This is a genomic window from Flavobacterium tructae (assembly GCF_001853485.1).
GTDB lineage: Bacteria > Bacteroidota > Bacteroidia > Flavobacteriales > Flavobacteriaceae > Flavobacterium > Flavobacterium tructae.
This window is the reverse complement of sequence record NZ_MIKE01000027.1, coordinates 121539-144726: the sequence shown is the minus strand read 5'-3', so window position 1 is coordinate 144726 and position 23188 is coordinate 121539. Positions and strand designations below refer to the sequence as shown.

Sequence of the window (23188 nt, the reverse complement as noted above, 5' to 3'; positions counted from 1 at the left end):
CTGAGAAACTGTTGAAAAAAAACTTAGTCCCTCAGAACCTTAGCAACTTAGAACCTCATGGAAAAAGTTACAATAATAAAAATAGGCGGAAACATCATTGATAATCCACAGGAACTAGAGCAATTCTTAACTGATTTTTCTAAAATAGAAGGTCATAAAGTACTAGTTCATGGTGGAGGAAAATCCGCTACAAAAATGGCTCAGAGTATTGGATTGATACCACAAATGATTGAGGGACGCCGAATTACAGATGCCGCAATGCTTGATGTTGTGGTCATGATTTACGCAGGTCAAATCAACAAACATATTGTAGCGCAATTACAGTCAAAAGACAACAATGCGATAGGATTCTCTGGAGCTGATGGAAATTTAATCCAGTCAGTAAAACGAAACCATCCTACAATCGATTATGGCTTTGTGGGAGATGTAAAACAAGTTAACACTAAGTTATTGGCTACGTTATTAGAAAACGGAATTATTCCTGTTTTCTGTGCTATCACACACGACAAAAACGGACAATTGTTAAACACCAATGCCGATACCATTGCAAGTGAGTTATCCATTGCTTTGTCTGAAGTTTTTGAGGTTACATTGACCTATTGTTTTGAAAAGCAGGGAGTTTTGCAGGATTCAGAAGACGATACATCAGTAATAACCGAAATCAACGAAGCCTTATACAACAAACTTAAAGAAGAAAAAGTAATCCATTCCGGAATGATTCCAAAATTAGATAATTGCTTCAATAGTTTGTCAAGAGGAGTACAGCAAATTAAAATTGGACATCATAAAATGCTTCAAAATTCAGAGATTCCGCATACAACGATTACGTTATAAAAGAAAAAGTTGCTAAGTTCCCAAGAAACTAAGACTTTTGCAGTCTTAGAACCTTAGAATCTTAGTGCCTCAGTACCTAATAAAAATGAAAAACATAGAAACGCTTACCCAGGAAGCAATTAGTTTATTAAAAAGTCTTATCGAGACCCCTTCCTTTTCAAGTGAAGAAGACCAAACAGCCCTTTTAATCGAAAATTGGTTCAATCAAAACGAAATTCCTTTCCAAAGAGAAAACAATAATGTGTGGGCTTTCAACAAATATTTCGATGAAAATAAACCGACACTTTTATTAAACTCACATCACGATACCGTAAAACCTAATCAGGCTTATACTAACGATCCGTTTAAAGCCATCGAAAAGGATAGGAAACTATTTGGATTAGGAAGTAATGATGCCGGAGGTTGTCTGGTTTCGTTGCTGGCAACATTTGTACACTTCTACGAAAACCAAAACTTATCACATAATATCGTTATTGTAGCTTCTGCCGAAGAAGAAAGCAGCGGGAAGAATGGTTTAAACAGCGTTTTAAAGCACTTACCAGAATTAGATTGCGCTATTGTGGGCGAACCTACTTTAATGCAGTTGGCGGTTGCCGAAAAAGGATTGTTAGTTTTGGACGTAAAAGTCAAAGGAACCGCAAGTCATGCTGCTCATCAAAACGACGACAATGCTATTTATAAATCAATTCCCGTAATGGAATGGTTTAAAAATTATAAATTCGATAAAATTTCAGAGGTTCTAGGTCCTGTAAAAATGACCGTAACACAAATTAGTGCAGGAAAACAGCACAATGTAGTGCCGTCAGAATGTGATTTAGTTGTCGATATTCGTGTGACCGATTGTTATTCGAATACCGAAATTTTGGAAGTAGTAAAAGCCAATATAAACGCCGAAGTAACGCCAAGATCAATGCACCTGAATGCTTCATCAATTCCGGTTGCACATGGTTTGGTACAAGCCGGAATCGCTCTGGGAAGAACTACTTATGGCTCGCCTACACTTTCAGATCAGTCCGTTTTAAGCTGTCAGTCTTTAAAATTAGGACCTGGTGAAACTCTGCGTTCACATTCAGCAGATGAATTTATTTTTGTAAATGAAATTGAAGAAGGAATCGATTTGTATATCAAAATACTAACAGGATTCTTTAAATTATAATATTAATTAGGAGCTATTTCCCGCTATCCGTTCCAAACGAAGTTCACTGAACTCCGATTAAAATGAGAATTAAGTGAAGTAATCTTTTATTTTTTTAAAGAAAAAAAATAAAAGGATTTCCTCTATTATCGGGGCTATGGCAATCAGGAAATAAGAAACATACAATAAAACAAGAACTTTGTGAATCTCTGAGACTCTTTGAGTAACTCTGTGAAACAAAAAACATACATCTTATGAAACTTTGGGAAAAAGGAATACCAACAGATAAACAAATCGAACAATTTACAGTTGGAAACGATCGTGAACTGGATTTAGTTCTTGCAAAATATGACGCACTGGGGTCCATTGCACATGCCAAAATGCTCGGACAAATTGGTTTATTAACTCAGGAAGAAACCACTTCTTTAGTGGATGCATTGAATGAGATTATTGCTGATGTTGCCGTTGGAAATTTCGAAATAGAAAACAGTTTTGAAGACGTACACTCCAAAATAGAGTATTTACTCACCGTAAAATTGGGAGACGCCGGAAAAAAAATCCACACAGCGCGTTCCCGTAACGATCAGGTTTTGGTAGACGTTCATTTGTATTTAAAAGACGAGTTAAAAGCAATAAAAGAACAGGTAAAAACACTTTTTGATTTGTTGATGGAATCTGCAGAGAAACATCAGAATGTTTTGTTGCCCGGATATACACATTTGCAGATCGCGATGCCATCGTCTTTTGGAATGTGGTTTTCAGCCTATGCCGAAAGCTTAATTGATGATATCACCATGTTAAATGCAGCCTCGAAAGTAGTCGATCAGAATCCGCTGGGATCTGCAGCAGGGTATGGAAGCTCGTTCCCAATCAACAGAACCTTTACCACTCAGGAATTAGGATTTGAAACCTTAAAGTTCAATGCCGTCGCAGCTCAAATGAGCCGCGGAAAAGCAGAAAAAACAGTAGCTTTTGCTATGAGCAGTGTCGCTGCAACCTTGTCAAAATTTGCCATGGACGTTTGTTTGTATATGAGCCAGAACTTTGATTTTATAAGTTTGCCATCGCATCTTACAACAGGTTCCAGTATTATGCCTCACAAGAAAAACCCGGATGTTTTCGAATTGATCAGAGGAAAATGCAATAAGATTCAGTCACTTCCTTACGAAATAACTTTAATCACCAATAATTTGCCGAGTGGTTACCACAGAGACTTTCAGCTTTTAAAAGAAGGTTTGTTTCCTGCGATTCAAAACTTAAAAGCCTGTCTGGATATTGCTATTTTTTCTGTAAAAGATATTACCGTGAAAGACAACATACTGAAAGATAAAAAATACGATTATTTGTTTACAGTAGATACTTTAAACGAAATGGTAGTGGCTGGTACGCCTTTCAGAGACGCGTACAAAGAAGTTGCGGAACAATTGGAAGCCGGAACGTATCAATCGCCTAAAGAAACAAAACACACCCATGAAGGCAGTATCAATAATTTATGCCTGAATGCTATTAAAGATAAAATGAAAGCAGCTTTATAAAGGAAGCAAAACCCATCAAAAAACCGATTTGTATCTGATACGAATCGGTTTTTTTGTTTATTGCCATTCAAAAGTATTCGGGTTTTGTGTTTGAACGATCTGGTTTAGTAAGTTTTTTTTTACTTAAGATAATTATTCTTGATAAAAAAAGTTTATTTTTGATTTTTAGTTTGAAAATTAAAGTATGAATAAGTTTGATGATCAGGCCACCAAAGGCCTTTGGGAAAGGGGATTATTGAGTAAAAATAAGTATGAGGAAATTACGTCCTATCGCGGATTGAATATTTTTTCACTAAATGCAGAACTTAAATTAGCCCTGTACTTGTCCGTATTGTTGTTTACTTCAGGAATCGGAGTTTTGATTTACAAAAATATTGATTCCATAGGTCACATTGCAATTCTTTCGTTGTTGTTGATTGTTATTGGAGTTTGTTTTTACTTCTGTTTTAAAAATGCCAAAGGATTTCAAAAAACAGAAACCACCTTTGAGCACCCGGTTTTAGAATACCTGGTTCTGGCTGCTAATATACTTACTTGTATTTTTATTGGGTATTTACAGTTCCAGTACCAAACCTTCGGAACGCATTACGGACTGGCGACTTTAATCCCAACTCTGGTAAGTTTCTTTTGTGCGTATTATTTCGATAATAAAAGCGTTTTGACAATCGCAATTACCGGTTTGGCAGCTTATGTAGGACTTTCTGTTACACCACAGGATTTGGTGAATAACAGTAATTTCTACCAGGATCCAAGTTTAAGTTATTCGGCAATTTTATTGGCTGTTTTACTTATTTTATGGACGGTTTACAGCTCCAGAATTCAGTTAAAAACGCATTTTACTATCATTTATCACACTTTTGCCTTGCACATTGCCAGTATTGCATTAATTCATAACCTGACTGATTCTTATACGGATGGTATTTGGCTGCTTTTTGCAATTGTTTTGGCTGCGTCAACCTATTATTTTTATAAAGTAAGTTACAAGCTTAAAGCTATTTCATTGTATGTTTTTATGATTATTTATGCTTATATAGGTCTCAATATATTCGTGTTTAGAGTTTTTGAGAGCATTAATTTTTCTGATATCTGGGAGTTATTTATTTTAATCCTTCCCTTATATTTTATAGGCTCAATCATACTATTCATTAAATTAATTAAGAAATTCAATAAAGAAACGGCAGCATGACAGCATACGATAAAGAGGAATTAGATGATTTGATTTTAATAGAAGAAGCTGCTTCTTTGTATTCAGCTGGTTTTATAGACAAAAATCAGAAAGATAGAATTAAAAGTGAGTTGACTGCTTTTAGAATGCAAAACAATATTCTGGTTCGACTGGGATTTTTTCTGCTGGGATCATTTTTGTATCTGTCCATTTGCGGAGCCATTTCATTATTAGGACTTAGCGGAGAGCAATTCTTTTTCAGTATCTGCTGTTATATTTTTGCTTTGGTTGGTTTTGTTGGAGCAGAACTTTTGGCTAATCTGAAATATTACCGACATGGTCTGGACGATGCTTTTGTTTTAGGATCAATTTTAAACCTGGGAATTGCTGTCGCAATCACTACTGAGGGATACGAACTAATAATCGCCATTTTTGTGGCATTCAAGTCGTTTCTGCTCTATAGAAGGTATTTGAATTTACCAGCATTATTGGTGTTTTGCGTGGCTTCGGTTGCTGTTTTATTCTTTGGGCTATTAGAATTGGGAGAAATTGGAAAAATGATTTTACCCTTTGTGACACTATTATTTTCGGCAGGATTTTACTTTTTCACTAAAAAAAATATTCAAAAACTAACCGAAACATATCACTATAATGGACTTTTGTTTGCCAATAGTTTTTGTTTGATACTGTTTTATCTTTCTTGCAATTATTTAGTGGTTAGGGAACTTTCGGTGACTCTTATGGATAACCCAATAGCTGAAGGGAAGGACATACCATTTGCTTTTTTCTTTTATGCTTTTACGTTGATCGTGCCTTTTGTGTATTTGGTCCAGGCTTTGAAAACTAAGGATAGAATCTTGCTATGGATTAGTTTTTTAGCGATAGGCTTTTCAATTTATACGATTCGGTTTTATCATTCGGTTTTACCAATAGAAATTGCGCTGACACTTGGCGGGATAGTTTTGTTTGCAATAGCTTATTTTTCAATAAAGAAGCTAAAGGACAAAGAAAGCGGCTTGACATTTAAACCGGATCGATTGAATTCGTCAAACCCATTTTTAAATATGGAAACCTTAATTGTTGCTTCAGCATTTGGAGTAAAACCCGAAGCGAAGCCTGAAGACTCTCCAATGGATTTTGGAGGTGGCGGTTTCAGCGGAGGAGGTTCAGAAGGAACTTTTTAAGTTAAATGTGAGATGTGAAAAGTTACCAGGATAGTTTCACATCTCACATTTTACATCTCACAAGAAAAAAATCTAGATTTTACTTTTCAATGCTTCTGCATCGATATCGCTGTGAGAAACATCATAAACAGCCTTCCCGTTTCTGATTAGGATTAATTGTGGAGATTCATGGTAAACATTGAATCGCGATGCAATTTCGTTTGATACATCACGATACGCTATTAAATCCAAAAAATAAGCGCCTACAGTATCTTCTAAAGCATATTCACGTTCGAATTGCTTCAAAGCCATACGGCTAATACTGCATCTTGTACTGTGTTTAAAAATGACTACCGGTTTTTCGTTGGATATCGCTTCGATTTCCATTAATTGGGTAACATCGGTTAATGGGGTCCAATTTACATTACTTTTTGGGGTATCTGCTGACTCCGAATTTCCGAAGATTGAATTTAAAAAACTCATATTTGACTTGCTTTATGACTTTTTGACACTTAAAATGGATTGAAAACCAATTAAAAACGCCATTTTGTCTGTATTTTTAGTATGGAATATAATTTGAACGTTCTGATAGCAAAGTTAGAATATTTAAAGTTAAAAATTTAATCCAATAAATTGTAATTTTAAAGATCTCGAACTATATCACTAATAATCAATCCTAAATCGTATACATATGAATATAAACAAATTTACAATAAAATCGCAGGAAGCCATACAGCTGTCACAACAACTGGCACAACGCAATGGACAACAACAGATTGAAAATGAACACATTTTTAAAGCTATTTTTGAAGTAGATGAAAATGTTGCTCCGTTTATTTTGAAAAAACTAAACGTAAACGTACCGTTGTTTTTACAAATATTAGACAGTACTATTGCAAGCTTTCCAAAAGTTTCGGGAGGAGATATATTACTTTCCAGAGACGCAAACAAAGCGTTGAATGAAGCAGAAATTATTGCCCAAAAAATGAACGATGAATATGTTTCTATCGAACATTTAATTTTGGCTATTTTTGATTCGAAAAGCAAAGTTTCACAGATTTTAAAAGATCAGGGCGTTACGGGAAAAGGGCTTAAAGCTGCTATTGAAGAACTTCGAAAAGGAGAACGAGTAACATCGGCTTCAGCTGAAGAAACGTATAATTCATTAAATAAATACGCTAAAAATCTAAACGAACTGGCTCGTACCGGAAAACTTGATCCTGTAATCGGACGTGACGAAGAAATCCGTCGTGTATTACAGATTTTAACGCGAAGAACCAAAAACAATCCAATGTTAATCGGAGAACCGGGAGTCGGCAAAACAGCTATCGCCGAGGGACTGGCACACCGAATTGTAGATGGTGACGTGCCGGAAAACTTAAAAGATAAAATCGTTTTCTCCTTGGATATGGGAGCATTGATTGCCGGTGCAAAGTTCAAAGGTGAATTTGAAGAACGTTTAAAAGCAGTAGTAAAAGAAGTTACTTCTGCCGAAGGTGATATTGTTTTATTTATTGATGAAATTCACACGCTTGTAGGTGCAGGTGGAGGAGAAGGCGCGATGGATGCGGCTAATATTCTGAAACCGGCTTTGGCTCGTGGTGAGTTAAGAGCAATCGGAGCAACAACTTTGGATGAGTATCAAAAGTATTTTGAAAAAGATAAAGCCCTGGAACGTCGTTTCCAAAAAATCTTAATCGATGAGCCGGATACGGAAAGCGCCATTTCGATCTTACGTGGAATCAAAGAAAAGTATGAAACGCACCATAAAGTTCAGATTAAAGATGAGGCTATTATTGCTGCGGTAGAATTGTCACAACGCTACATTACCAATCGTTTTTTACCGGACAAAGCTATCGATTTGATGGATGAAGCCGCTTCAAAACTGCGTATGGAAATCAATTCAAAACCGGAAGAGCTGGATGTATTGGATCGTAAAATCATGCAGCTGGAGATTGAAATTGAAGCCATAAAGCGCGAAAAAGAAGAAAGCAAACTGAAAATTCTGGGTATGGATCTTGCGAACTTAAAAGAAGAACGCAATGAGATCTATGCAAGATGGAAATCAGAAAAAGATATTGTAGACGGAATTCAGGCGGTAAAACTCGAAATAGAGGGATTTAAATACGAAGCGGAACGTGCGGAGCGTGATGGAGATTATGGAAAAGTAGCCGAAATTCGTTATGGTAAAATAAAAGAAGCGCAGGAACGTCAGGAGGTGTTGCAAAAACAATTGCTGGAGTTTCAATCCGGTAATTCTTTGATTAAAGAAGAAGTAACCCGTGAAGATATTGCGGAAGTGGTTGCAAAATGGACCGGAATTCCGGTGATGAAAATGCTTCAGACCGAAAGAGAAAAACTATTGCATTTGGAAGACGAATTGCACAAACGTGTGGTAGGTCAGGAAGAGGCAATTGAAGCAGTAAGTGATGCCGTACGCAGAAGCCGTGCCGGTTTGCAGGATATGAAAAAACCTGTTGGAACGTTCTTATTTTTAGGAACTACCGGAGTGGGTAAAACGGAATTGGCAAAAGCTTTGGCGGAATATCTTTTTGACGACGAAAATGCCATGACTCGTATCGATATGAGTGAGTATCAGGAACGTCATAGCGTGAGCCGATTAGTTGGTGCGCCTCCAGGATATGTGGGGTATGATGAAGGTGGCCAGCTAACTGAAGCGGTTCGTAGAAAACCATATTCTGTTATTTTGTTAGATGAGATTGAAAAAGCGCATCCGGACACGTTTAACATCCTGCTTCAGGTTTTAGACGAAGGTCGTTTGACGGATAATAAAGGACGTCTGGCTGATTTTAAAAATACCATTATCATTATGACTTCTAATATGGGAAGTCAGATCATACAGGATAAGTTTGAAAATTTAAAAGGAAGTGTTGAATCGGCTACTGAATCGGCAAAGGTTGAAGTTTTAGGATTACTGAAACAAACCGTCCGTCCTGAATTTATCAACCGTATCGACGAGATTGTGATGTTTACACCTTTAACTGTAGATAATATTTCTAAAATTGTAGGTTTACAGCTTAAGAGTGTTACAAAAATGCTGGCTCTGCAAGGTATTACAATGGACGCAACACCAGAGGCAATCGCTTATTTGTCAGATAAAGGCTATGATCCTCAGTTTGGTGCGAGACCTGTAAAACGAGTAGTTCAGAGAGAAGTATTGAACCAGCTGTCAAAAGAAATTCTGGCAGGAAAGATTACGACAGACAGCATCATCCTATTAGACGCTTTTGACGGGCAATTGGTTTTCAGAAATCAAACACATAAGGAAGAATAATTGAAAAAAGGAGGTGTAGTACATCTTTGCTTAATTCAAAAAGACACCAGCAGAAATGCTGGTGTTTTTTTTATACAATCTTTTCTTGGTAATAATATTCTGTATAATAATTATTCTATATTTGAATAACTAATCAGTAAATCAATTATATGAAAAAAAATCTACGCACTTTTTTAATTTTATTTATTACGGTTTTTTCATTTATTGCCAATGGCTATTCACAAGAGAGTGTAGTCGTTTCAGGTGGGAATGCCACCGGGAATGGGGGTAGCTCGAGTTACTCAGTAGGACAGATTGCCTACACAAGTTTACCCGGAGGAGCTAATGGCTTTGTTTTGCAAGGTGTTCAACAGGCTTATGAAATAATCAGCCTTGGAAATGATGAATTTAAAGGTATTACTCTTGCAATGACTGCTTATCCTAACCCTGCTGTTGATGTACTTAGTTTGACTGTTGCTACAAACGAATGGAATAATTTATCATGCCAATTATTTGACACTAACGGAAAAATCGTATCCAAAAAAGTAGAAGTAACAAGCCCTGATACCAGTGTACCTATGCAAGGGTTAAATAGCGGTATTTATTTTCTGACAGTAAGTAACAGTGGTAAAGCCATAAAAACGTTTAAAATCATAAAAAAATAACTTTCTAACAGCAGAAAAAGATATGAAAAAAATTACTCTTGCATTACTATTATTAAGTTCTTTTATCTTTTTATTTGCGCAGGCTCCGCAAAAAATGAGCTATCAATCGGTTATTCGTAAAACCGACGGTACTTTGGTTGCCGGTACTTTAGTGAGTATTAAAACAAGTATTCTGGCTGGCTCAACAACTGGTACAGCTTCTTATGTAGAAACCCAAACCACCACAACAAACAGTAATGGATTAGCCACTATAGAAATAGGAGGCGGAACACCAACTACAGGAACTTTTTCAGGAATAAACTGGGGCTCCGGATCGCACTTTATCAAAACCGAGATTGATCCAACAGGAGGTAGTAATTACACCATTAGCGGTACAAGTCAGTTGTTAAGTGTGCCATATGCCTTGTACGCTGGAAACAGTCAAAGCAAAGGTAAGACAAGTGTAATAATAGCTGGTGACATTACAGATGCACAAGCGGCAGCGCAAATGGCTGCTGAGTTCGGACCTGAGACAGAAAATATTTATATTATGAATACCACAAATTTGACAACTTTAGACTTAAGTGCTGCAAAAAGGCTGGTGGAGTTAAGTATAAAAAGTAACTCAAGTTTAGTTAATGTAACTTTGGGCAACCTTGCGGAAGTTTATAATGTATTATATGTAGAAGGCAATGCAAAATTGGCCTCCATTTCATTTCCTGTTTTAAAAACAGTACTCGCTTCTGAAATTTATTTTTCAGGTAATTCGGCATTACAATCTGTTTCTTTTCCTTTATTAGCTAAAACTAAAACGATTTACATCAGTGCTAATCCGTTTCTTTCTTATATTGATTTACCGGTTTTTTCTGCATTTTATAGTACTCAGTACAGTTTTCAAGTGAGTAGAAATGCACTTCCAAGTTATCACATCAATTCACTTTTAAGTAAACTGCTAAATGTTTCCCCTGCAAGTGGAAAGTTTATTGATTTGTCAGGTCAGACCCCGCCAGCTCCACCTACCGGACAAGGGATTATCGATAAAGCAACTATAAAAACAAATAATAGTATTTCAACCGATTAAATTTAGGATTAATCCTTTTTTGTCAGCATATAGCATGGCATGGCAAGACAGTAAAAAGATAAAAAAATAATAAGGAAAATCCTCTAACAACAGAAAAAATATATGAAAAAAATTACTCTTGTATTACTATTATTGAGCTCTTTTACTTTTTTATTTGCGCAGGCTCCGCAAAAAATGAGCTACCAATCAGTCATTCGTAAAACTGACGGTACATTGGTTGCAGGTACATTAGTGAGCATCAAAACGAGTATACTGGCAGGTTCAGCAAGCGGTACGGCTTCTTATGTAGAAACACAAACGACAACGACAAACAGTAATGGATTAGCCACTATAGAAATAGGAGGCGGAACACCAACTACAGGAACTTTTTCAGGAATAAATTGGGGCTCCGGATCACACTTTATCAAGACCGAAATCGATCCGACAGGAGGAACAAACTATACTATCAGTGGCACAAGCCAGTTGTTAAGTGTGCCTTATGCTTTATATGCAGGAAGCAGTCAGAACAAAGGAAAACCAAGTATAATAATTACTGGCGATATTACAGATGCGCAGGCTGTGGCGCAAATAGATGCTGAGTTCGGGCCTTATACCGAGAATATTTATGTTACAAGCACAACAAATTTGACAAGTATAGATTTGAGTGCCGTGAAAAAACTGGTAACCTTAAAGATTCAGAATAATTCAAAGTTGACTAATGTAAATTTGAGCAATCTTCTGGAGGTTTACAATGATTTAGATGTAGATAATAACAATAAATTAGGATCGATTATATTTCCTGCATTGAAAATAATACAGGGATACGATACTGGTATTCTGAATAATCCATCTTTAACGTTTATTGCGTTTCCTGTATTAACGACAAGTAAAGGCTTATATTTTCACAATAACATACTTCTTACTTCTATTGAATTGCCTTCTTTGTCTACAATCGCAGATAAGGATACAACTCTTGATTTTACAAGTAATGCACTTCCAAGTTCTCAGGTTAATCTGATCTTAAGCAGGTTTTTAAATCTCTCTTCTTTTAAGGGAGTTAGATTAGAAAATCAAAAACCATCGGCTCCTCCTACGGGACAAGGTATTGTAGATAAAGCTACTTTAATTGGCAGAGGTTCAAGTGTTACAACAGATTAAGTTTACTTTTAATCATAGTATTTATAAAAATGCTGGCCGAAAGGCTGGCATTTTGTTTTGTTTAAGAATTCCGATTCATAAATAATGTAATCTTTTCTTAAAGTAATATAAAATAATTAAGAATAAAGTATAGAACTTTACGGTAGTGGTTTGAAAATCAAATCAAAAGAGGAATAATCTTAATCGAAATACAATGAACAATATTTTTAGAGGATTAATAGCGGGTTACGGTGCGAAAAAATTAGGAGGAGGTTGTTTTGGAACTATTTTCGTGTTTATTATTATTTGGGTACTTTTAGGACAATGTAGTTAATTTTTGGCTAGAAAAATCAACAAAAAAGTCTTAGATTCGCAGCAATAAACAACCAGGATCACGTATTAATTTGGTGTATTTAAAACCAGTTAATTAAGTGATTTTTCTAAAACAAAATAAGTATAATGGCATCAGGTTTTTTCGTACTATTAGACGATATCGCAGCAATCATGGATGATGTTGCAGTAATGAGTAAAGTTGCAGCAAAAAAAACAGCAGGTATTTTGGGTGATGATTTGGCCGTAAATGCTGAGAAAGCTTCAGGATTTGCATCCTCAAGAGAGCTTCCGGTATTATGGGCAATCAGCAAGGGTTCCTTATTGAATAAAGTGATTATTTTACCGATTGCTTTTGTGTTAAGTGCTTTTTTGCCGGTAGCGATCATTATAATTTTGGTACTTGGAGGTTTATTTTTGGCTTACGAAGGAGCAGAAAAAATCTACGAATTTATATTTCCGCACCAACACGAAGAATCTGAGGGAATCACAGATGAAACGTTTACAGAAGAAGAAATTTTAGAAGCTGAAAAAGGAAAAATAAAATCGGCGATCGTAACCGATTTTATCTTATCTGTCGAAATCGTAATTATTGCTTTAGGGACCGTAATTGGTCAGCCCCTTAGTCAGCAAATCATAGTAACGTCAATAATTGCCTTAGTTGCAACTGTTGGTGTTTATGGTATCGTGGCACTTATTGTCAGAATGGATGAAGCAGGGTATAAGCTTATTAAATTCAGTAAAAAAGAGAAAAGCATATCGAAATTTATTGGAAATATACTAGTAAAAGCATTGCCTTTGGTCATTAAAAGTTTAACCGTGATTGGTACAATAGCTTTGATTTTAGTAGCAGGAGGGATCTTTGTACACTATATTCCGTTTTTACATCATCTAATGGAAGAAATTAATGTCCCTTCTATTATAAAAGAATTTGTCACAGGTTTAGTGTTAGGTTTTGTAGTATTGGCTGTAATAAGTCTGTTTAAAAAGATATTCGGTAAAAAAGAAGCTGCTTAAAAGAAACAGTATCCTAAATACAACAAACACCAGTCGAAAGGCTGGTGTTTTTTTTTGAAGCACTGTAACTCATTTTTAAAAGAACTTTTGTCCCGCTATTCACTCTATCTTTTCCCTGCTAAAGAAGCAGGAAAAAGGATGCCGTTTCTATCGGGGCTAGGCGATAAATTTTGTTTTTTCATAAGAAATGGATATTTTTTTTAAAGTATTTTGGTAAAATAAAGGTTTGATTTTTAGCGGTTTATTGGTTTTGTAGAAAGAATTAACAAATTTGAAAAGCAACCATTGCCATCCAACGGCATCTTCATAGTAATTAACAATTAATTATTATTTTATATGAAAAGGTTTAAATTAAAATCAGTTTTTGTAGTATTATTTTTAGCTATTGGATTAGTTTCATGCAGTAACGATAATGACGCACCAAGCATTCCTGAATCAATTACTAAGGTTGCTTTGGTTACAGAAGTGAAAGGCCCTGCAACTGGGAAGGTTAACGAAGAACTAAGCTACGATGTTACTTTTCTTGTAGCTAACGCTTGTGGAGAATTCAGTAAAATTAGCGAAGTAACAATTGGAGGAGTAAAAGGGTTGCAAGTGGAAGCAAAATATCCAACAGGACCTTGTACGATGCAGGTACCGGATCCTAAAAAGACAGTTTATAAATTTAAGTCTGCAACAAAAGGAACATTTGAAATCAAATTCAAAAAATCAGAAACAGAGTTTATCACGACAAAAGTGGTTATTGAATAATTAAGTTCTTACCGGATAAATCTTAGGTAGCAAAACCATTTTGCAAATATTTGATTCTTTAATAGAATGAAATATTTGTAAGATGGTTTTCTTTTTTATAAGAACTGGAGGATAGGTGTTCTTTGTCATTCTTTCAAAAAATACTATTTTTGCACTCTAAATTTTATGTCATGCCGAAAAGAAAGTATAAAATAGCCGTTATTCAGTTAAATCTGAATGATGTTGCGGAGAATAATCTTAAAAAATGTATCAGCTGGGTAAGAGACGCAGCTACTAAGGGAGCTGAAGTAATCTTGCTTCCGGAATTGTACAGCAGTCATTATTTTTGCCAAAGCGAAGATGTAGATAATTTTGCATTAGCCGAACCACTTTACAGCACTTCATTTATTGCTTTTAGTGCCTTAGCAAAGGAATTAGGGGTGGTAATTATTGTTCCTTTCTTTGAGAAAAGAATGGCAGGAATTTATCATAATAGTGCTTACATCATTGATACGGATGGAACAGAAGCAGGATTATACCGTAAAATGCATATTCCGGACGATCCGCATTTCTATGAAAAATTCTATTTCACACCGGGTGATTTAGGTTTTCAGGCTATTGAGACTAAAAAAGGAAAAATCGGAACACTTATTTGCTGGGATCAATGGTATCCGGAAGCAGCACGTATTACTGCTTTAAAAGGAGCTGAGGTTTTATTTTATCCAACAGCAATTGGATGGCATCCAAAAGAAAAAGAAGAGTATGGAGTAAATCAATATGGCGCATGGATGAACGTAATGAAAGGTCATGCTGTTGCGAATGGTGTTTTTGTTGCCGCTGCAAACCGTATTGGATTAGAAAAGTATATTGAAGGAACAGAAGGAATTCAGTTTTGGGGAGCTTCGTTTATCGCAGGACCTCAGGGGGAGATTTTAGCTCAGGCTTCTCATGATCAGGAAGAAATTCTAATTGCTGAAGTTGATTTGGATCTACAGGAAAATGTACGTCAGAACTGGCCATTTTTCAGAGACAGAAGAATTGATGCTTTTGGCGACATTACCAAAAGAGCGATCGATTAGTTTTAACTGATACTCAAAAATAAAAGAAAGGACGAAATCTAAATTTCGTCCTTTTTTTGTGCAAAAAAAATCCACTTCAAAACTAGTCTGAAGTGGATTTTAAAAATATATAGAGAGATTATTTCACCTGGAAAGTAACTCTTCTTACGATTTGACGTGCTTCTTTTGAATTTTTGTTCACAGAAGTGTCTTCACCATTAGCAATCACATTCAGCCTTGAAGCATCGATTCCTGCATTTGTTGCAATCTTTTTAACTGCTTCAGCTCTTTTTCTTGATAATTCAGTATTGTAGCTTGAGTTTCCAATTTCGTCTGCGTATCCAATAATATCTGCTGATTTACCAGGATTATTTTTCAGATATTTCACTAAGAAATCAACACCAGATAGAGAAGTATTGGTTGGTTTAGAAGAATTGAAATCAAAGTATACATTTACATACCCTCCGTTAATTAATTCTTCAACCGTTTTGTTTGTTGGAGCTGCTTCACTTCCTTTTTTAGCATAAGTTTTATCTAAATAGCTCTCTAATTCGTCCGGAACACCATTTTGATTGGTGTCAATAGATTGTCCTTTAGTATTAACAGCCACTCCTGAAATTGTATTTGGCTCTAAATCATACAAATCAGCTACACCATCTTTATCGGTATCAATAAGATTAGTTTCAATTGTATTTACTCGGTCTTCTAATTTATTCAGTCTTTCATTGTCTTCAGAATACCAGTCAGCATGTTTTGTATTTTTACCCAGGTAGAATGTCAAACCAACAGATGCATTTAACAGCACACCATCTAATGAACCGGTAGCAGGAACTCCTTTTCCGTCGAAGTTGTGGTTTTGTCTTCCGTTAACAATTCCGGTAAGATCTCCGGTTAAAGCAACTCTGTTGCTTAATCTCACTTGTCCGGTTAATCCCATAATTCCGTGAGCCATATAATCTTTCCCGTCAAAACCTTTATCGCTGCTTAATTGAGAAACACCAAAACCTCCATGTGCCAATAAACCAAAAGTATTTGTCCAGGTTTCAAAGTTTAAAGCTCTTCCAAGGTTAACAACCCCTTGTAAACTTGCTCTGTAATATTTGCTGTCAAACTCCGGAGTGTCTTTACGCTCCTGAAATTGATCGTATCCAACATCCAGTTTCAAACCAAATTTAGGATTAAACATATATCTTGCACCTAAATCGGCATGAAATGCACTAAGTGATTCCGTTGAATAGCCAGGTGTTATGGCTCTCATAGGTTTGTTTAAACCTCCGTTTAATTCTATAGACCATTTATTGTAAGCAGGTTTGTCGATTGAAGACTGGGCCGATGTCGTTGTCGTGTTTTGTGCACTGGCAGCGATTGATAGTAGTAAAAGTGATACTGAAGCTAATTTCTTTTTCATGATATCCAAATTTTTATTTAATATTATTTTTGAGCCTTAACTTTTAAACTCAGGACAAATTTAGAGTACGAAATTTAGATAGTGTTCTATTTGGTCTTACATAATTCCCATCTTTTGGGTTTTAATTATGCAAATATGTTAATGAAATCAAAATATTTGGTCAAAAAAAGGGGCTAAATTTAATTTTTAGCCCCTTTTTGAAATTGTAAATGTGAAGGTTATTTTAAATCTGGCTGGTATATTTTTACAGTTCCATCTCCTTCACTGCTAACCACTAACAAACTTCTTTTGGTTGGACTTTTAGAAGCCGGAATGAAGAGTATTCCTTCCGGAGCATCACCGGTTTTTACGGTTTGTAAATATTGTGGTGAAGCAGGATTTGTTACATCATAAGTCATAAAAGCATCAGATCTTTCTAAACCTACAAATAAAATATTCTGAGTTCCCATTTTAACGGCAACGACTGCTTCCGGCTCAGAACCTTTGTCATCACTGCGTTTGTCATCGTAAGTTCCGAGCTCATTCGTTTTTTTGTCAACATCATTTTTACTGTCATAAACAATTTTTCCGGTATTTCCATTCCAGATAGAGAAGGAGCGGGCTCCAAAAGCGACCAACTCATCCAGGTCACCGTCGCCGTCAGTATCTCCCATATCAGCAATAAGATTAAGTCTTCCTAAATTAGTTTCCAATTTTAAAGCCGCAGCATCAGGGAAAGCAGTAGCATCCAGTTTCATGTCTTTCATTCTTTTAATATCTGCGTAGGCAGCATATTCTCTGGCATCACCTTCGTTGGCTGTAACAAAATAAGGAGTATTGTTAGCTGAAAAATGACTAATGGCATCCGGCATGTACATTCCTTTTACTTTCCAGGGATTAAAAGCAATTTTATCGTCTTTATCACTTACATCAATGGCATTTTCGGCGGTATTGAAATTTTTAAAGCCCAAAGGATAAAGAGCTGTGATAGTTTTAGAAGTTAAATCTACTTTGGCAACACCATTGTTTTCCTGTAAAGTAACCCAGGCCGTTTTAGAATCATCAGATATGGTGATGTATTCAGGTTCTATGTCCTGAGCAAAACTCTTGGCAAATTTTGAAATTCTAAATCCTTCTTTTTTCAAAGCTTCGGCCTGACCACTAAAAGAACTGAAATCTAAAGTTGTAACAGCATAAGTAGCTGTATCAATAATAGAAATGGTTCCGTTTGGATCCTGCGTATAATCAGTGTTAGGTTCTCCTTCGTTAGCTGTCATGATGAATTTTCCATCCGGTGAAAACGTAATCATGTCAGGTAATGCACCAACGGTTACTTGTTTGATTAAGCTGTAGTCGCTGGTATTAAAAATAACCACCTTTCCATTTCCTTGTTTGTTAAGGGTTGATTCTAAAGCAACAGCCAGTTTTCCATCGTAAACCGCAACACTATTGGAAGCACCTTCGTAGGGAGTCAGATCGATTTTACCAATTTTAACGGGTTTTGTAGGATCGGAAATATCAATGACATCAATTTGATTCGTTCCGCTATTATTTACTGTAAAAAGTCTTTTTGTTTTTTCATCATAAGTCGAAATCTCAGCGGCTGCTTCTCCGCCAATGGTAATAGAACCGATTTCTTTGAAAGAACCCGGATTTTCGTTGACCGCAACTTCGGATTCCTGATTTTTTGAGGTTTCATCATTATTACAGCTTGCCATAGCAAATAAAGCAGCTAATAATGAAAGGCTTACATTTTTCATTTTTGTGTTTTTTAGTTTTGCCAAATGTAATTAGCAGATTATGGTCTTATATTAAGGCTTTATTATTTAATCTTTAATTTAATCTGTCAATTAGATAATTGGTTAATTTATTAATTATTAAATTGTTAGATTGTTCAATTGTCTAATTGTCCAATTATCTAATTATCACATTATCTAATTATCACATTATCTCATTATCTTTGTGCACTTTCAAATTTAGAATCATTTTATGTCAACAAATAATAGAAGATTTCCGGCGGAATGGGAGAAACAACAAGGAATTGTATTGTGTTTTCCGCATAATGGAAACGACTGGCCGGGAAAATACGAAGCTGTTCAATGGGCTTTTGTAGAATTTATTAAAAAAGTAGCTACTTTTGAAACTGTTTTTTTGGTTGTAGCCGATGAAAAACTAAAAGAAAAAGTAAGAGGAATGCTGGAAATGGGACGTGTGAATCTGGCGAATGTTTCCTTTATTGTTCACAAAACCAATAGAAGCTGGATGCGTGATTCGGGACCAATTATTGTACAAAATGGTTCAAAAAGAGAAGCTTTGAATTTTAATTTCAACGGTTGGGCGAAGTACAAAAACTACCAGCTGGATAAATTTGTTCCTGCTAAAATAGCCGATTTTATTGATGTTCCGCTTACACAGGTAATGTATAAGGGGAAACCTGTAATTGTAGAAGGCGGTGCAATTGATGTAAACGGAAAAGGAACCTTATTGACTTCTGAAGAATGTTTGATGCATCCGACCATTCAGGTTAGAAATGCAGGTTTCACCAAAGAAGATTACGAGGCTGTTTTTAAGGAGTACTTAGGAGTTACCAATGTAATATGGCTCGGTGACGGAATAGAAGGAGATGATACACATGGACACATCGACGATTTATGCCGATTTGTAAACGAAGATACCATTGTAACGATTGTAGAAACGGATAAAAACGATTCTAATTATAAACCATTGCAGGACAATTTGAAACGTTTGCAAAATGCAAAATTGGAAGACGGAAAATCACCGACTATCGTAGCATTGCCAATGCCAAAACGTGTTGATTTTGATACGTTAAGATTACCGGCCAGCTATGCGAATTTCCTAATTTTGAATAATTGTGTTTTGGTTCCTACTTTTAACGACAGCAATGATCGTGTAGCTTTGAATATACTTGCCGAATGTTTTCCTGACAGAGAAGTAATCGGTATCAGCTGTATTGATTTTATCTGGGGCTTTGGAACATTACACTGCTTGAGTCAACAGATTCCGGCTTAATTTTTAGATTTCGAAGGGTATCGAATTTTTTGCCACAGATTAAAGGATTCTCGCAGATTATAAAAAATCAGTTTTTAATCCTTTAATCTGTGGCAAAAAGAATAAAAAAAAACCTTGTTAGTCAGCTAACAAGGTTTTTTGCTTATATATCTTCCGATACGGCAGGATCTCTTCATTGTCTCACAAAAGGAGGTAATAATTGGCTTGAAACTTCTCCAAAACCAATACGTACTTCATTACTTTCACAGTAACCTCTAATGATTACTGTATCACCATCTTCTATAAATTTACGTTCACCACCACCATTTAAGGTTATTGGGTTTTTTCCTCCCCAGGTTAGCTCTAACATCGAACCAAAGCTGTCTTCAGTTGGACCGGAAATAGTTCCTGAACCCATCATATCGCCGGAGTTTACACGACATCCGTTAGAGGTGTGATGTGTTAACTGCTGTGCCATAGACCAGTACATGTATTTGAAGTTTGATTTTGAGATTACGGTTTCTTCCTGATTTTCAGGTTTTAAAGCAACCTCTAAATGAATATCGTAAGCCTTTTTTCCTTTTGTTTGTAAATAAGGAAGCGGAGTAGGATCTTGTTTAGGGCCTTTAGTTCTAAAAGGTTCCAAAGCATCCATTGTAATAATCCACGGAGAAATTGAAGAAGCAAAGTTTTTAGCTAAAAATGGTCCAAGTGGTACATATTCCCATCTTTGAATATCACGGGCACTCCAGTCGTTTAATAAAACCATTCCGAAGATATAGTCCTCTGCTTCATAAGTTGAAATGTTTTCACCCATTACATTTACATCTGTAGTGATGAAAGCAGTTTCTAACTCAAAGTCTACTAAACGAGAAGCACCAAATACCGGAGTATCATGACCGGCAGGTAAAGTCTGTCCCATTGGACGGTGTACCGGAATTCCTGACGGAACAATGGTAGAACTTCTTCCGTGGTAACCTATTGGTATGTGTAACCAGTTAGGAAATAAAGCATTTTCAGGATCACGGAACATTTTTCCAACGTTCGTTGCGTGTTCTTTACTGGAATAGAAATCCGTATAATCACCAATTAAAACCGGCAATTGCATTTCGACATCATCAATATTGAAAATAACAATATCGCGGTCTTTTTTTGAATCTCTTAATTGTGGATTGGTCTCGTCGAAAATATCAGCGATTCGGTTACGGACTAATCTCCAGGTTATTTTTCCATAAGAAATGAAATCATTAAGAGTGTCCTGCATGAACATATCATCAGTCAGATCTATTCCTGCAAAGTAGTTTAATTGTTGTAGAGCCCCTAAGTCTATAGCGTAATCGCCAATTCTTGTTCCTACAGTAACAACATTTTCTTTGGTAAGAAAGATACCGAATGGAATATTTTGAATAGGGAAATCACTATTTTCTGGTACTTCTAACCATGATTTTCTCTTAGTATCGTTAGCGGTTATTGGCATGTGAATGTTAATTATTTGTTGAAAAATTCTATGTCAAATATATCATAATCTAACAGTTTGACAAACGTTTTTTTGTATTTTTGCAGGAAATTAACGAAAAACGAAAAAATGCAACGCGACGAACAAATTTTTGACCTTATACTAGAAGAAAAGGACAGACAAATTCACGGATTAGAACTTATCGCTTCAGAAAATTTTGTAAGTGATGAGGTAATGAAAGCAGCTGGTTCTGTTTTAACTAACAAATATGCCGAGGGTTACCCAGGCAAAAGATACTACGGAGGATGCGAAGTAGTAGACGTAATTGAGCAAATTGCCATTGACAGAGCCAAAGAATTATTTGGAGCTGAATATGCAAACGTTCAGCCACACTCTGGATCTCAGGCTAATACATCAGTTTACCATGCATGTTTAAATCCTGGAGATACTATTTTAGGTTTCGACTTATCTCACGGAGGTCACTTAACTCACGGTTCTCCTGTAAACTTCTCAGGTCGTTTGTACCGTCCTGTTTTTTATGGTGTAGATGCTGAAACGGGTCGTTTAGACTATGATAAAATTCAGGAAATTGCCACTAAAGAACAACCAAAATTAATTATTGCAGGAGCTTCGGCTTATTCACGTGATATGGATTTTGCACGTTTCAGACAAATTGCAGACAGCGTAGGGGCTATCTTGTTTGCTGATATTTCTCATCCTGCAGGTCTTATTGCTAAAGGATTGATGAATGACCCGATTCCACATTGTCATATTGTTTCTACAACTACTCATAAAACATTACGCGGACCACGTGGAGGTTTGATTTTGATGGGGAAAGATTTCGAAAACCCACAAGGTTTAAAAACTCCAAAAGGAGAAATCAGAATGATGTCTTCTTTATTAGATCTTGCTGTTTTCCCTGGAAATCAAGGTGGACCTTTAATGCATATTATCGCTGCTAAAGCAGTAGCTTTTGGTGAAGCACTTAAAGATGATTTCTTTACTTATGCTATGCAATTGCAGAAAAATGCAAACGCTATGGCTGATGCTTTTGTAAAAAGAGGATACAACATTATTTCTGGCGGAACAGATAATCATATGATGCTTATCGACTTAAGAAATAAAGGTATTTCTGGTAAAGAAGCTGAAAACGCATTAGTAAAAGCAGAAATTACAGTAAATAAAAATATGGTTCCATTTGATGATAAATCACCATTTGTAACTTCAGGAATCCGTATAGGAACAGCTGCAATCACTACTCGTGGTTTAGTAGAAGAAGATATGGAAAAGATTGTTGTTTTAATCGACAAAGTACTTACAGATCATACAAACGAAGCAGTTATCGAAGAGGTAGCAGATGAAGTAAATGAAATGATGAGCGAAAGACCAATTTTCGTATACTAATAAAGTTTCAAGCTTAAAAGTTTCAAGTTTAAAGTTTTGTACTGTAAAAAGTATAGAACTTTAAACTTTTTTTAGTTCTGGGAGTAATTAAGTTTCATGTTTTTTACCGCGGAAAATATAGAACGTTAAATCTTGTAAGTTGTGGAAGCAACCTGAAACTTGAAACAAAAGGAACTTGAAACTTGAAACCTGAAACAAAAGAAACCTGAAACAAATAAAACAAAAAAATGGGCGTACTAAGATTACAACTGCCAACAGACCCAAGATGGGTGAATATCGTAGAGAAAAATATTGAAGAAATCCTGACGGATCATGCGTGGTGCGAGCAGAAAGCAGCAACAAATGCGATTACAATTATCACTAACAATTCTGAGCATCAGGATTTAGTGCAGGATTTATTGGCTTTAGCCAAAGAAGAAATCGACCATTTTGAGCAGGTTCATAATATTATCATTAAAAGAGGATTGAAGCTTGGACGTGAGCGTAAAGACGATTACGTAAACGAACTGTATCAGTACATGAAGAAAAGCGGAGACGGAAGCCGTGTTTCCGGACTGGTAGAAAGATTGCTTTTTTCTGCAATGATCGAGGCCAGAAGCTGTGAGCGCTTCAAGGTGCTTTCTGAAAATATTCAGGACGAAGAACTGGCCGTTTTTTACAGAGAGTTAATGGAAAGTGAAGCAGGACATTATACTACTTTTATTACCTATGCCCGAAAGTACGGCGTTGGAATTGACGTAGAAAAGCGTTGGAGAGAGTGGCTGGCTTTTGAAGAATCAATTATTACCAATTACGGAAAAGGAGAAACTATTCACGGGTAACGTTTTTAGTTTTCAGTTTGCAGTTTTCGT

The 23188-nt window shown here is 36.0% G+C and carries 19 protein-coding genes; 15 read left to right on the top strand and 4 right to left on the bottom strand.

What is annotated here, in order from left to right:
* The first annotated feature begins 57 nt into the window (after positions 1 to 57).
* The 5 genes from argB (at position 58) to BHE19_RS19565 (ending at position 5853) form a co-directional block, all read left to right on the top strand.
* A complete protein-coding gene (gene argB / locus BHE19_RS19585; RefSeq protein WP_070908510.1) occupies positions 58 to 834 on the top strand; it encodes an acetylglutamate kinase in 777 nt (258 codons plus the stop codon).
* A gap of 85 nt (positions 835 to 919) precedes the next feature.
* Positions 920 to 1990 carry a M20 family metallo-hydrolase gene (locus BHE19_RS19580; RefSeq protein WP_070908509.1) on the top strand — a complete coding sequence of 357 codons (1071 nt, stop codon included), beginning with the start codon at positions 920 to 922 and terminating at the stop codon, positions 1988 to 1990.
* 233 nt (positions 1991 to 2223) lie between these two features.
* The gene (argH, locus tag BHE19_RS19575) at positions 2224 to 3504 is read left to right on the top strand and encodes an argininosuccinate lyase (RefSeq protein WP_070908508.1); all 1281 of its coding nucleotides are present in this window, start codon (positions 2224 to 2226) and stop codon (positions 3502 to 3504) included.
* A gap of 184 nt (positions 3505 to 3688) precedes the next feature.
* On the top strand, positions 3689 to 4690 hold the full coding sequence (locus BHE19_RS19570) for a DUF2157 domain-containing protein (RefSeq protein ID WP_070908507.1): 1002 nt from the start codon (positions 3689 to 3691) through the stop codon (positions 4688 to 4690).
* Positions 4687 to 5853: a hypothetical protein gene (locus BHE19_RS19565; RefSeq protein WP_070908506.1), complete on the top strand. Its 1167-nt coding sequence runs from the start codon at positions 4687 to 4689 to the stop codon at positions 5851 to 5853. The genes BHE19_RS19570 and BHE19_RS19565 overlap by 4 nt, the downstream gene beginning before the upstream one ends.
* A 72-nt stretch (positions 5854 to 5925) precedes the next feature.
* Here the strand turns inward: BHE19_RS19565 and ytxJ are convergent, their stop codons facing one another.
* On the bottom strand, positions 5926 to 6315 hold the full coding sequence (ytxJ, locus tag BHE19_RS19560) for a bacillithiol system redox-active protein YtxJ (protein WP_070908505.1): 390 nt from the start codon (positions 6313 to 6315) through the stop codon (positions 5926 to 5928).
* 208 nt (positions 6316 to 6523) lie between these two features.
* Here ytxJ and clpB point away from each other — a divergent pair, with 208 nt between their 5' ends.
* From clpB to BHE19_RS19525, 7 genes are all read left to right on the top strand, one after another.
* Positions 6524 to 9127, top strand: a complete 2604-nt coding sequence (gene clpB / locus BHE19_RS19555; RefSeq protein WP_070908504.1) for an ATP-dependent chaperone ClpB — start codon at positions 6524 to 6526, stop codon at positions 9125 to 9127.
* Between the two features lie 149 nt (positions 9128 to 9276).
* A complete protein-coding gene (locus BHE19_RS19550; protein ID WP_070908503.1) occupies positions 9277 to 9771 on the top strand; it encodes a T9SS type A sorting domain-containing protein in 495 nt (164 codons plus the stop codon).
* 22 nt (positions 9772 to 9793) lie between these two features.
* A complete protein-coding gene (locus tag BHE19_RS19545; RefSeq protein ID WP_070908502.1) occupies positions 9794 to 10831 on the top strand; it encodes a hypothetical protein in 1038 nt (345 codons plus the stop codon).
* 102 nt (positions 10832 to 10933) lie between these two features.
* Positions 10934 to 11968, top strand: a complete 1035-nt coding sequence (locus BHE19_RS19540) for a hypothetical protein (protein WP_070908501.1) — start codon at positions 10934 to 10936, stop codon at positions 11966 to 11968.
* A 438-nt stretch (positions 11969 to 12406) separates the two neighbouring features.
* Complete coding sequence (locus BHE19_RS19535; RefSeq protein WP_070908500.1) at positions 12407 to 13294, top strand: DUF808 domain-containing protein; 888 nt, start codon at positions 12407 to 12409, stop codon at positions 13292 to 13294.
* Between the two features lie 336 nt (positions 13295 to 13630).
* The gene (locus BHE19_RS19530) at positions 13631 to 14044 is read left to right on the top strand and encodes a hypothetical protein (protein WP_070908499.1); all 414 of its coding nucleotides are present in this window, start codon (positions 13631 to 13633) and stop codon (positions 14042 to 14044) included.
* Between the two features lie 170 nt (positions 14045 to 14214).
* Positions 14215 to 15102: a carbon-nitrogen hydrolase gene (locus BHE19_RS19525; protein WP_070908498.1), complete on the top strand. Its 888-nt coding sequence runs from the start codon at positions 14215 to 14217 to the stop codon at positions 15100 to 15102.
* 118 nt (positions 15103 to 15220) lie between these two features.
* On the opposite strand, the gene BHE19_RS19520 is transcribed toward BHE19_RS19525, so the two are convergent.
* Entirely contained in the window at positions 15221 to 16489 is a 1269-nt protein-coding gene (locus BHE19_RS19520) for an OmpA family protein (protein WP_070908497.1), read from the bottom strand.
* A gap of 218 nt (positions 16490 to 16707) precedes the next feature.
* The gene (locus BHE19_RS19515) at positions 16708 to 18228 is read right to left on the bottom strand and encodes a choice-of-anchor I family protein (RefSeq protein ID WP_070908496.1); all 1521 of its coding nucleotides are present in this window, start codon (positions 18226 to 18228) and stop codon (positions 16708 to 16710) included.
* Between the two features lie 229 nt (positions 18229 to 18457).
* Between BHE19_RS19515 and BHE19_RS19510 the strand changes: the two genes are divergently transcribed.
* A complete protein-coding gene (locus tag BHE19_RS19510; RefSeq protein ID WP_070908495.1) occupies positions 18458 to 19498 on the top strand; it encodes an agmatine deiminase family protein in 1041 nt (346 codons plus the stop codon).
* A 172-nt stretch (positions 19499 to 19670) separates the two neighbouring features.
* Here BHE19_RS19510 and fahA read toward each other — a convergent pair whose 3' ends face one another.
* Positions 19671 to 20954 (bottom strand): fumarylacetoacetase, encoded by a 1284-nt coding sequence (gene fahA, locus BHE19_RS19505; protein WP_070908494.1) that lies wholly within the window; start codon positions 20952 to 20954, stop codon positions 19671 to 19673.
* 108 nt (positions 20955 to 21062) lie between these two features.
* Between fahA and glyA the strand changes: the two genes are divergently transcribed.
* On the top strand, positions 21063 to 22337 hold the full coding sequence (glyA, locus tag BHE19_RS19500; RefSeq protein WP_070908493.1) for a serine hydroxymethyltransferase: 1275 nt from the start codon (positions 21063 to 21065) through the stop codon (positions 22335 to 22337).
* A 227-nt stretch (positions 22338 to 22564) separates the two neighbouring features.
* Positions 22565 to 23158 carry a tRNA-(ms[2]io[6]A)-hydroxylase gene (miaE, locus tag BHE19_RS19495; RefSeq protein ID WP_017497075.1) on the top strand — a complete coding sequence of 198 codons (594 nt, stop codon included), beginning with the start codon at positions 22565 to 22567 and terminating at the stop codon, positions 23156 to 23158.
* Positions 23159 to 23188 lie beyond the last annotated feature (30 nt).

What these genes read in the sequence shown, in the direction of transcription:
- argB (WP_070908510.1), top strand. Translation starts at nt 58, where the DNA reads ATGGAAAAAGTTACAATAATAAAAATAGGCGGAAACATCATTGATAAT.
- BHE19_RS19570 (WP_070908507.1), top strand. Translation starts at nt 3,689, where the DNA reads ATGAATAAGTTTGATGATCAGGCCACCAAAGGCCTTTGGGAAAGGGGA.
- clpB (WP_070908504.1), top strand. Translation starts at nt 6,524, where the DNA reads ATGAATATAAACAAATTTACAATAAAATCGCAGGAAGCCATACAGCTG.
- BHE19_RS19535 (WP_070908500.1), top strand. Translation starts at nt 12,407, where the DNA reads ATGGCATCAGGTTTTTTCGTACTATTAGACGATATCGCAGCAATCATG.
- BHE19_RS19550 (WP_070908503.1), top strand. Translation starts at nt 9,277, where the DNA reads ATGAAAAAAAATCTACGCACTTTTTTAATTTTATTTATTACGGTTTTT.
- argH (WP_070908508.1), top strand. Translation starts at nt 2,224, where the DNA reads ATGAAACTTTGGGAAAAAGGAATACCAACAGATAAACAAATCGAACAA.
- BHE19_RS19510 (WP_070908495.1), top strand. Translation starts at nt 18,458, where the DNA reads ATGTCAACAAATAATAGAAGATTTCCGGCGGAATGGGAGAAACAACAA.
- BHE19_RS19545 (WP_070908502.1), top strand. Translation starts at nt 9,794, where the DNA reads ATGAAAAAAATTACTCTTGCATTACTATTATTAAGTTCTTTTATCTTT.
- BHE19_RS19580 (WP_070908509.1), top strand. Translation starts at nt 920, where the DNA reads ATGAAAAACATAGAAACGCTTACCCAGGAAGCAATTAGTTTATTAAAA.
- ytxJ (WP_070908505.1), bottom strand. Translation starts at nt 6,315, where the DNA reads ATGAGTTTTTTAAATTCAATCTTCGGAAATTCGGAGTCAGCAGATACC.
- fahA (WP_070908494.1), bottom strand. Translation starts at nt 20,954, where the DNA reads ATGCCAATAACCGCTAACGATACTAAGAGAAAATCATGGTTAGAAGTA.
- miaE (WP_017497075.1), top strand. Translation starts at nt 22,565, where the DNA reads ATGGGCGTACTAAGATTACAACTGCCAACAGACCCAAGATGGGTGAAT.
- BHE19_RS19530 (WP_070908499.1), top strand. Translation starts at nt 13,631, where the DNA reads ATGAAAAGGTTTAAATTAAAATCAGTTTTTGTAGTATTATTTTTAGCT.
- BHE19_RS19565 (WP_070908506.1), top strand. Translation starts at nt 4,687, where the DNA reads ATGACAGCATACGATAAAGAGGAATTAGATGATTTGATTTTAATAGAA.
- BHE19_RS19520 (WP_070908497.1), bottom strand. Translation starts at nt 16,489, where the DNA reads ATGAAAAAGAAATTAGCTTCAGTATCACTTTTACTACTATCAATCGCT.
- BHE19_RS19525 (WP_070908498.1), top strand. Translation starts at nt 14,215, where the DNA reads ATGCCGAAAAGAAAGTATAAAATAGCCGTTATTCAGTTAAATCTGAAT.
- glyA (WP_070908493.1), top strand. Translation starts at nt 21,063, where the DNA reads ATGCAACGCGACGAACAAATTTTTGACCTTATACTAGAAGAAAAGGAC.
- BHE19_RS19515 (WP_070908496.1), bottom strand. Translation starts at nt 18,228, where the DNA reads ATGAAAAATGTAAGCCTTTCATTATTAGCTGCTTTATTTGCTATGGCA.
- BHE19_RS19540 (WP_070908501.1), top strand. Translation starts at nt 10,934, where the DNA reads ATGAAAAAAATTACTCTTGTATTACTATTATTGAGCTCTTTTACTTTT.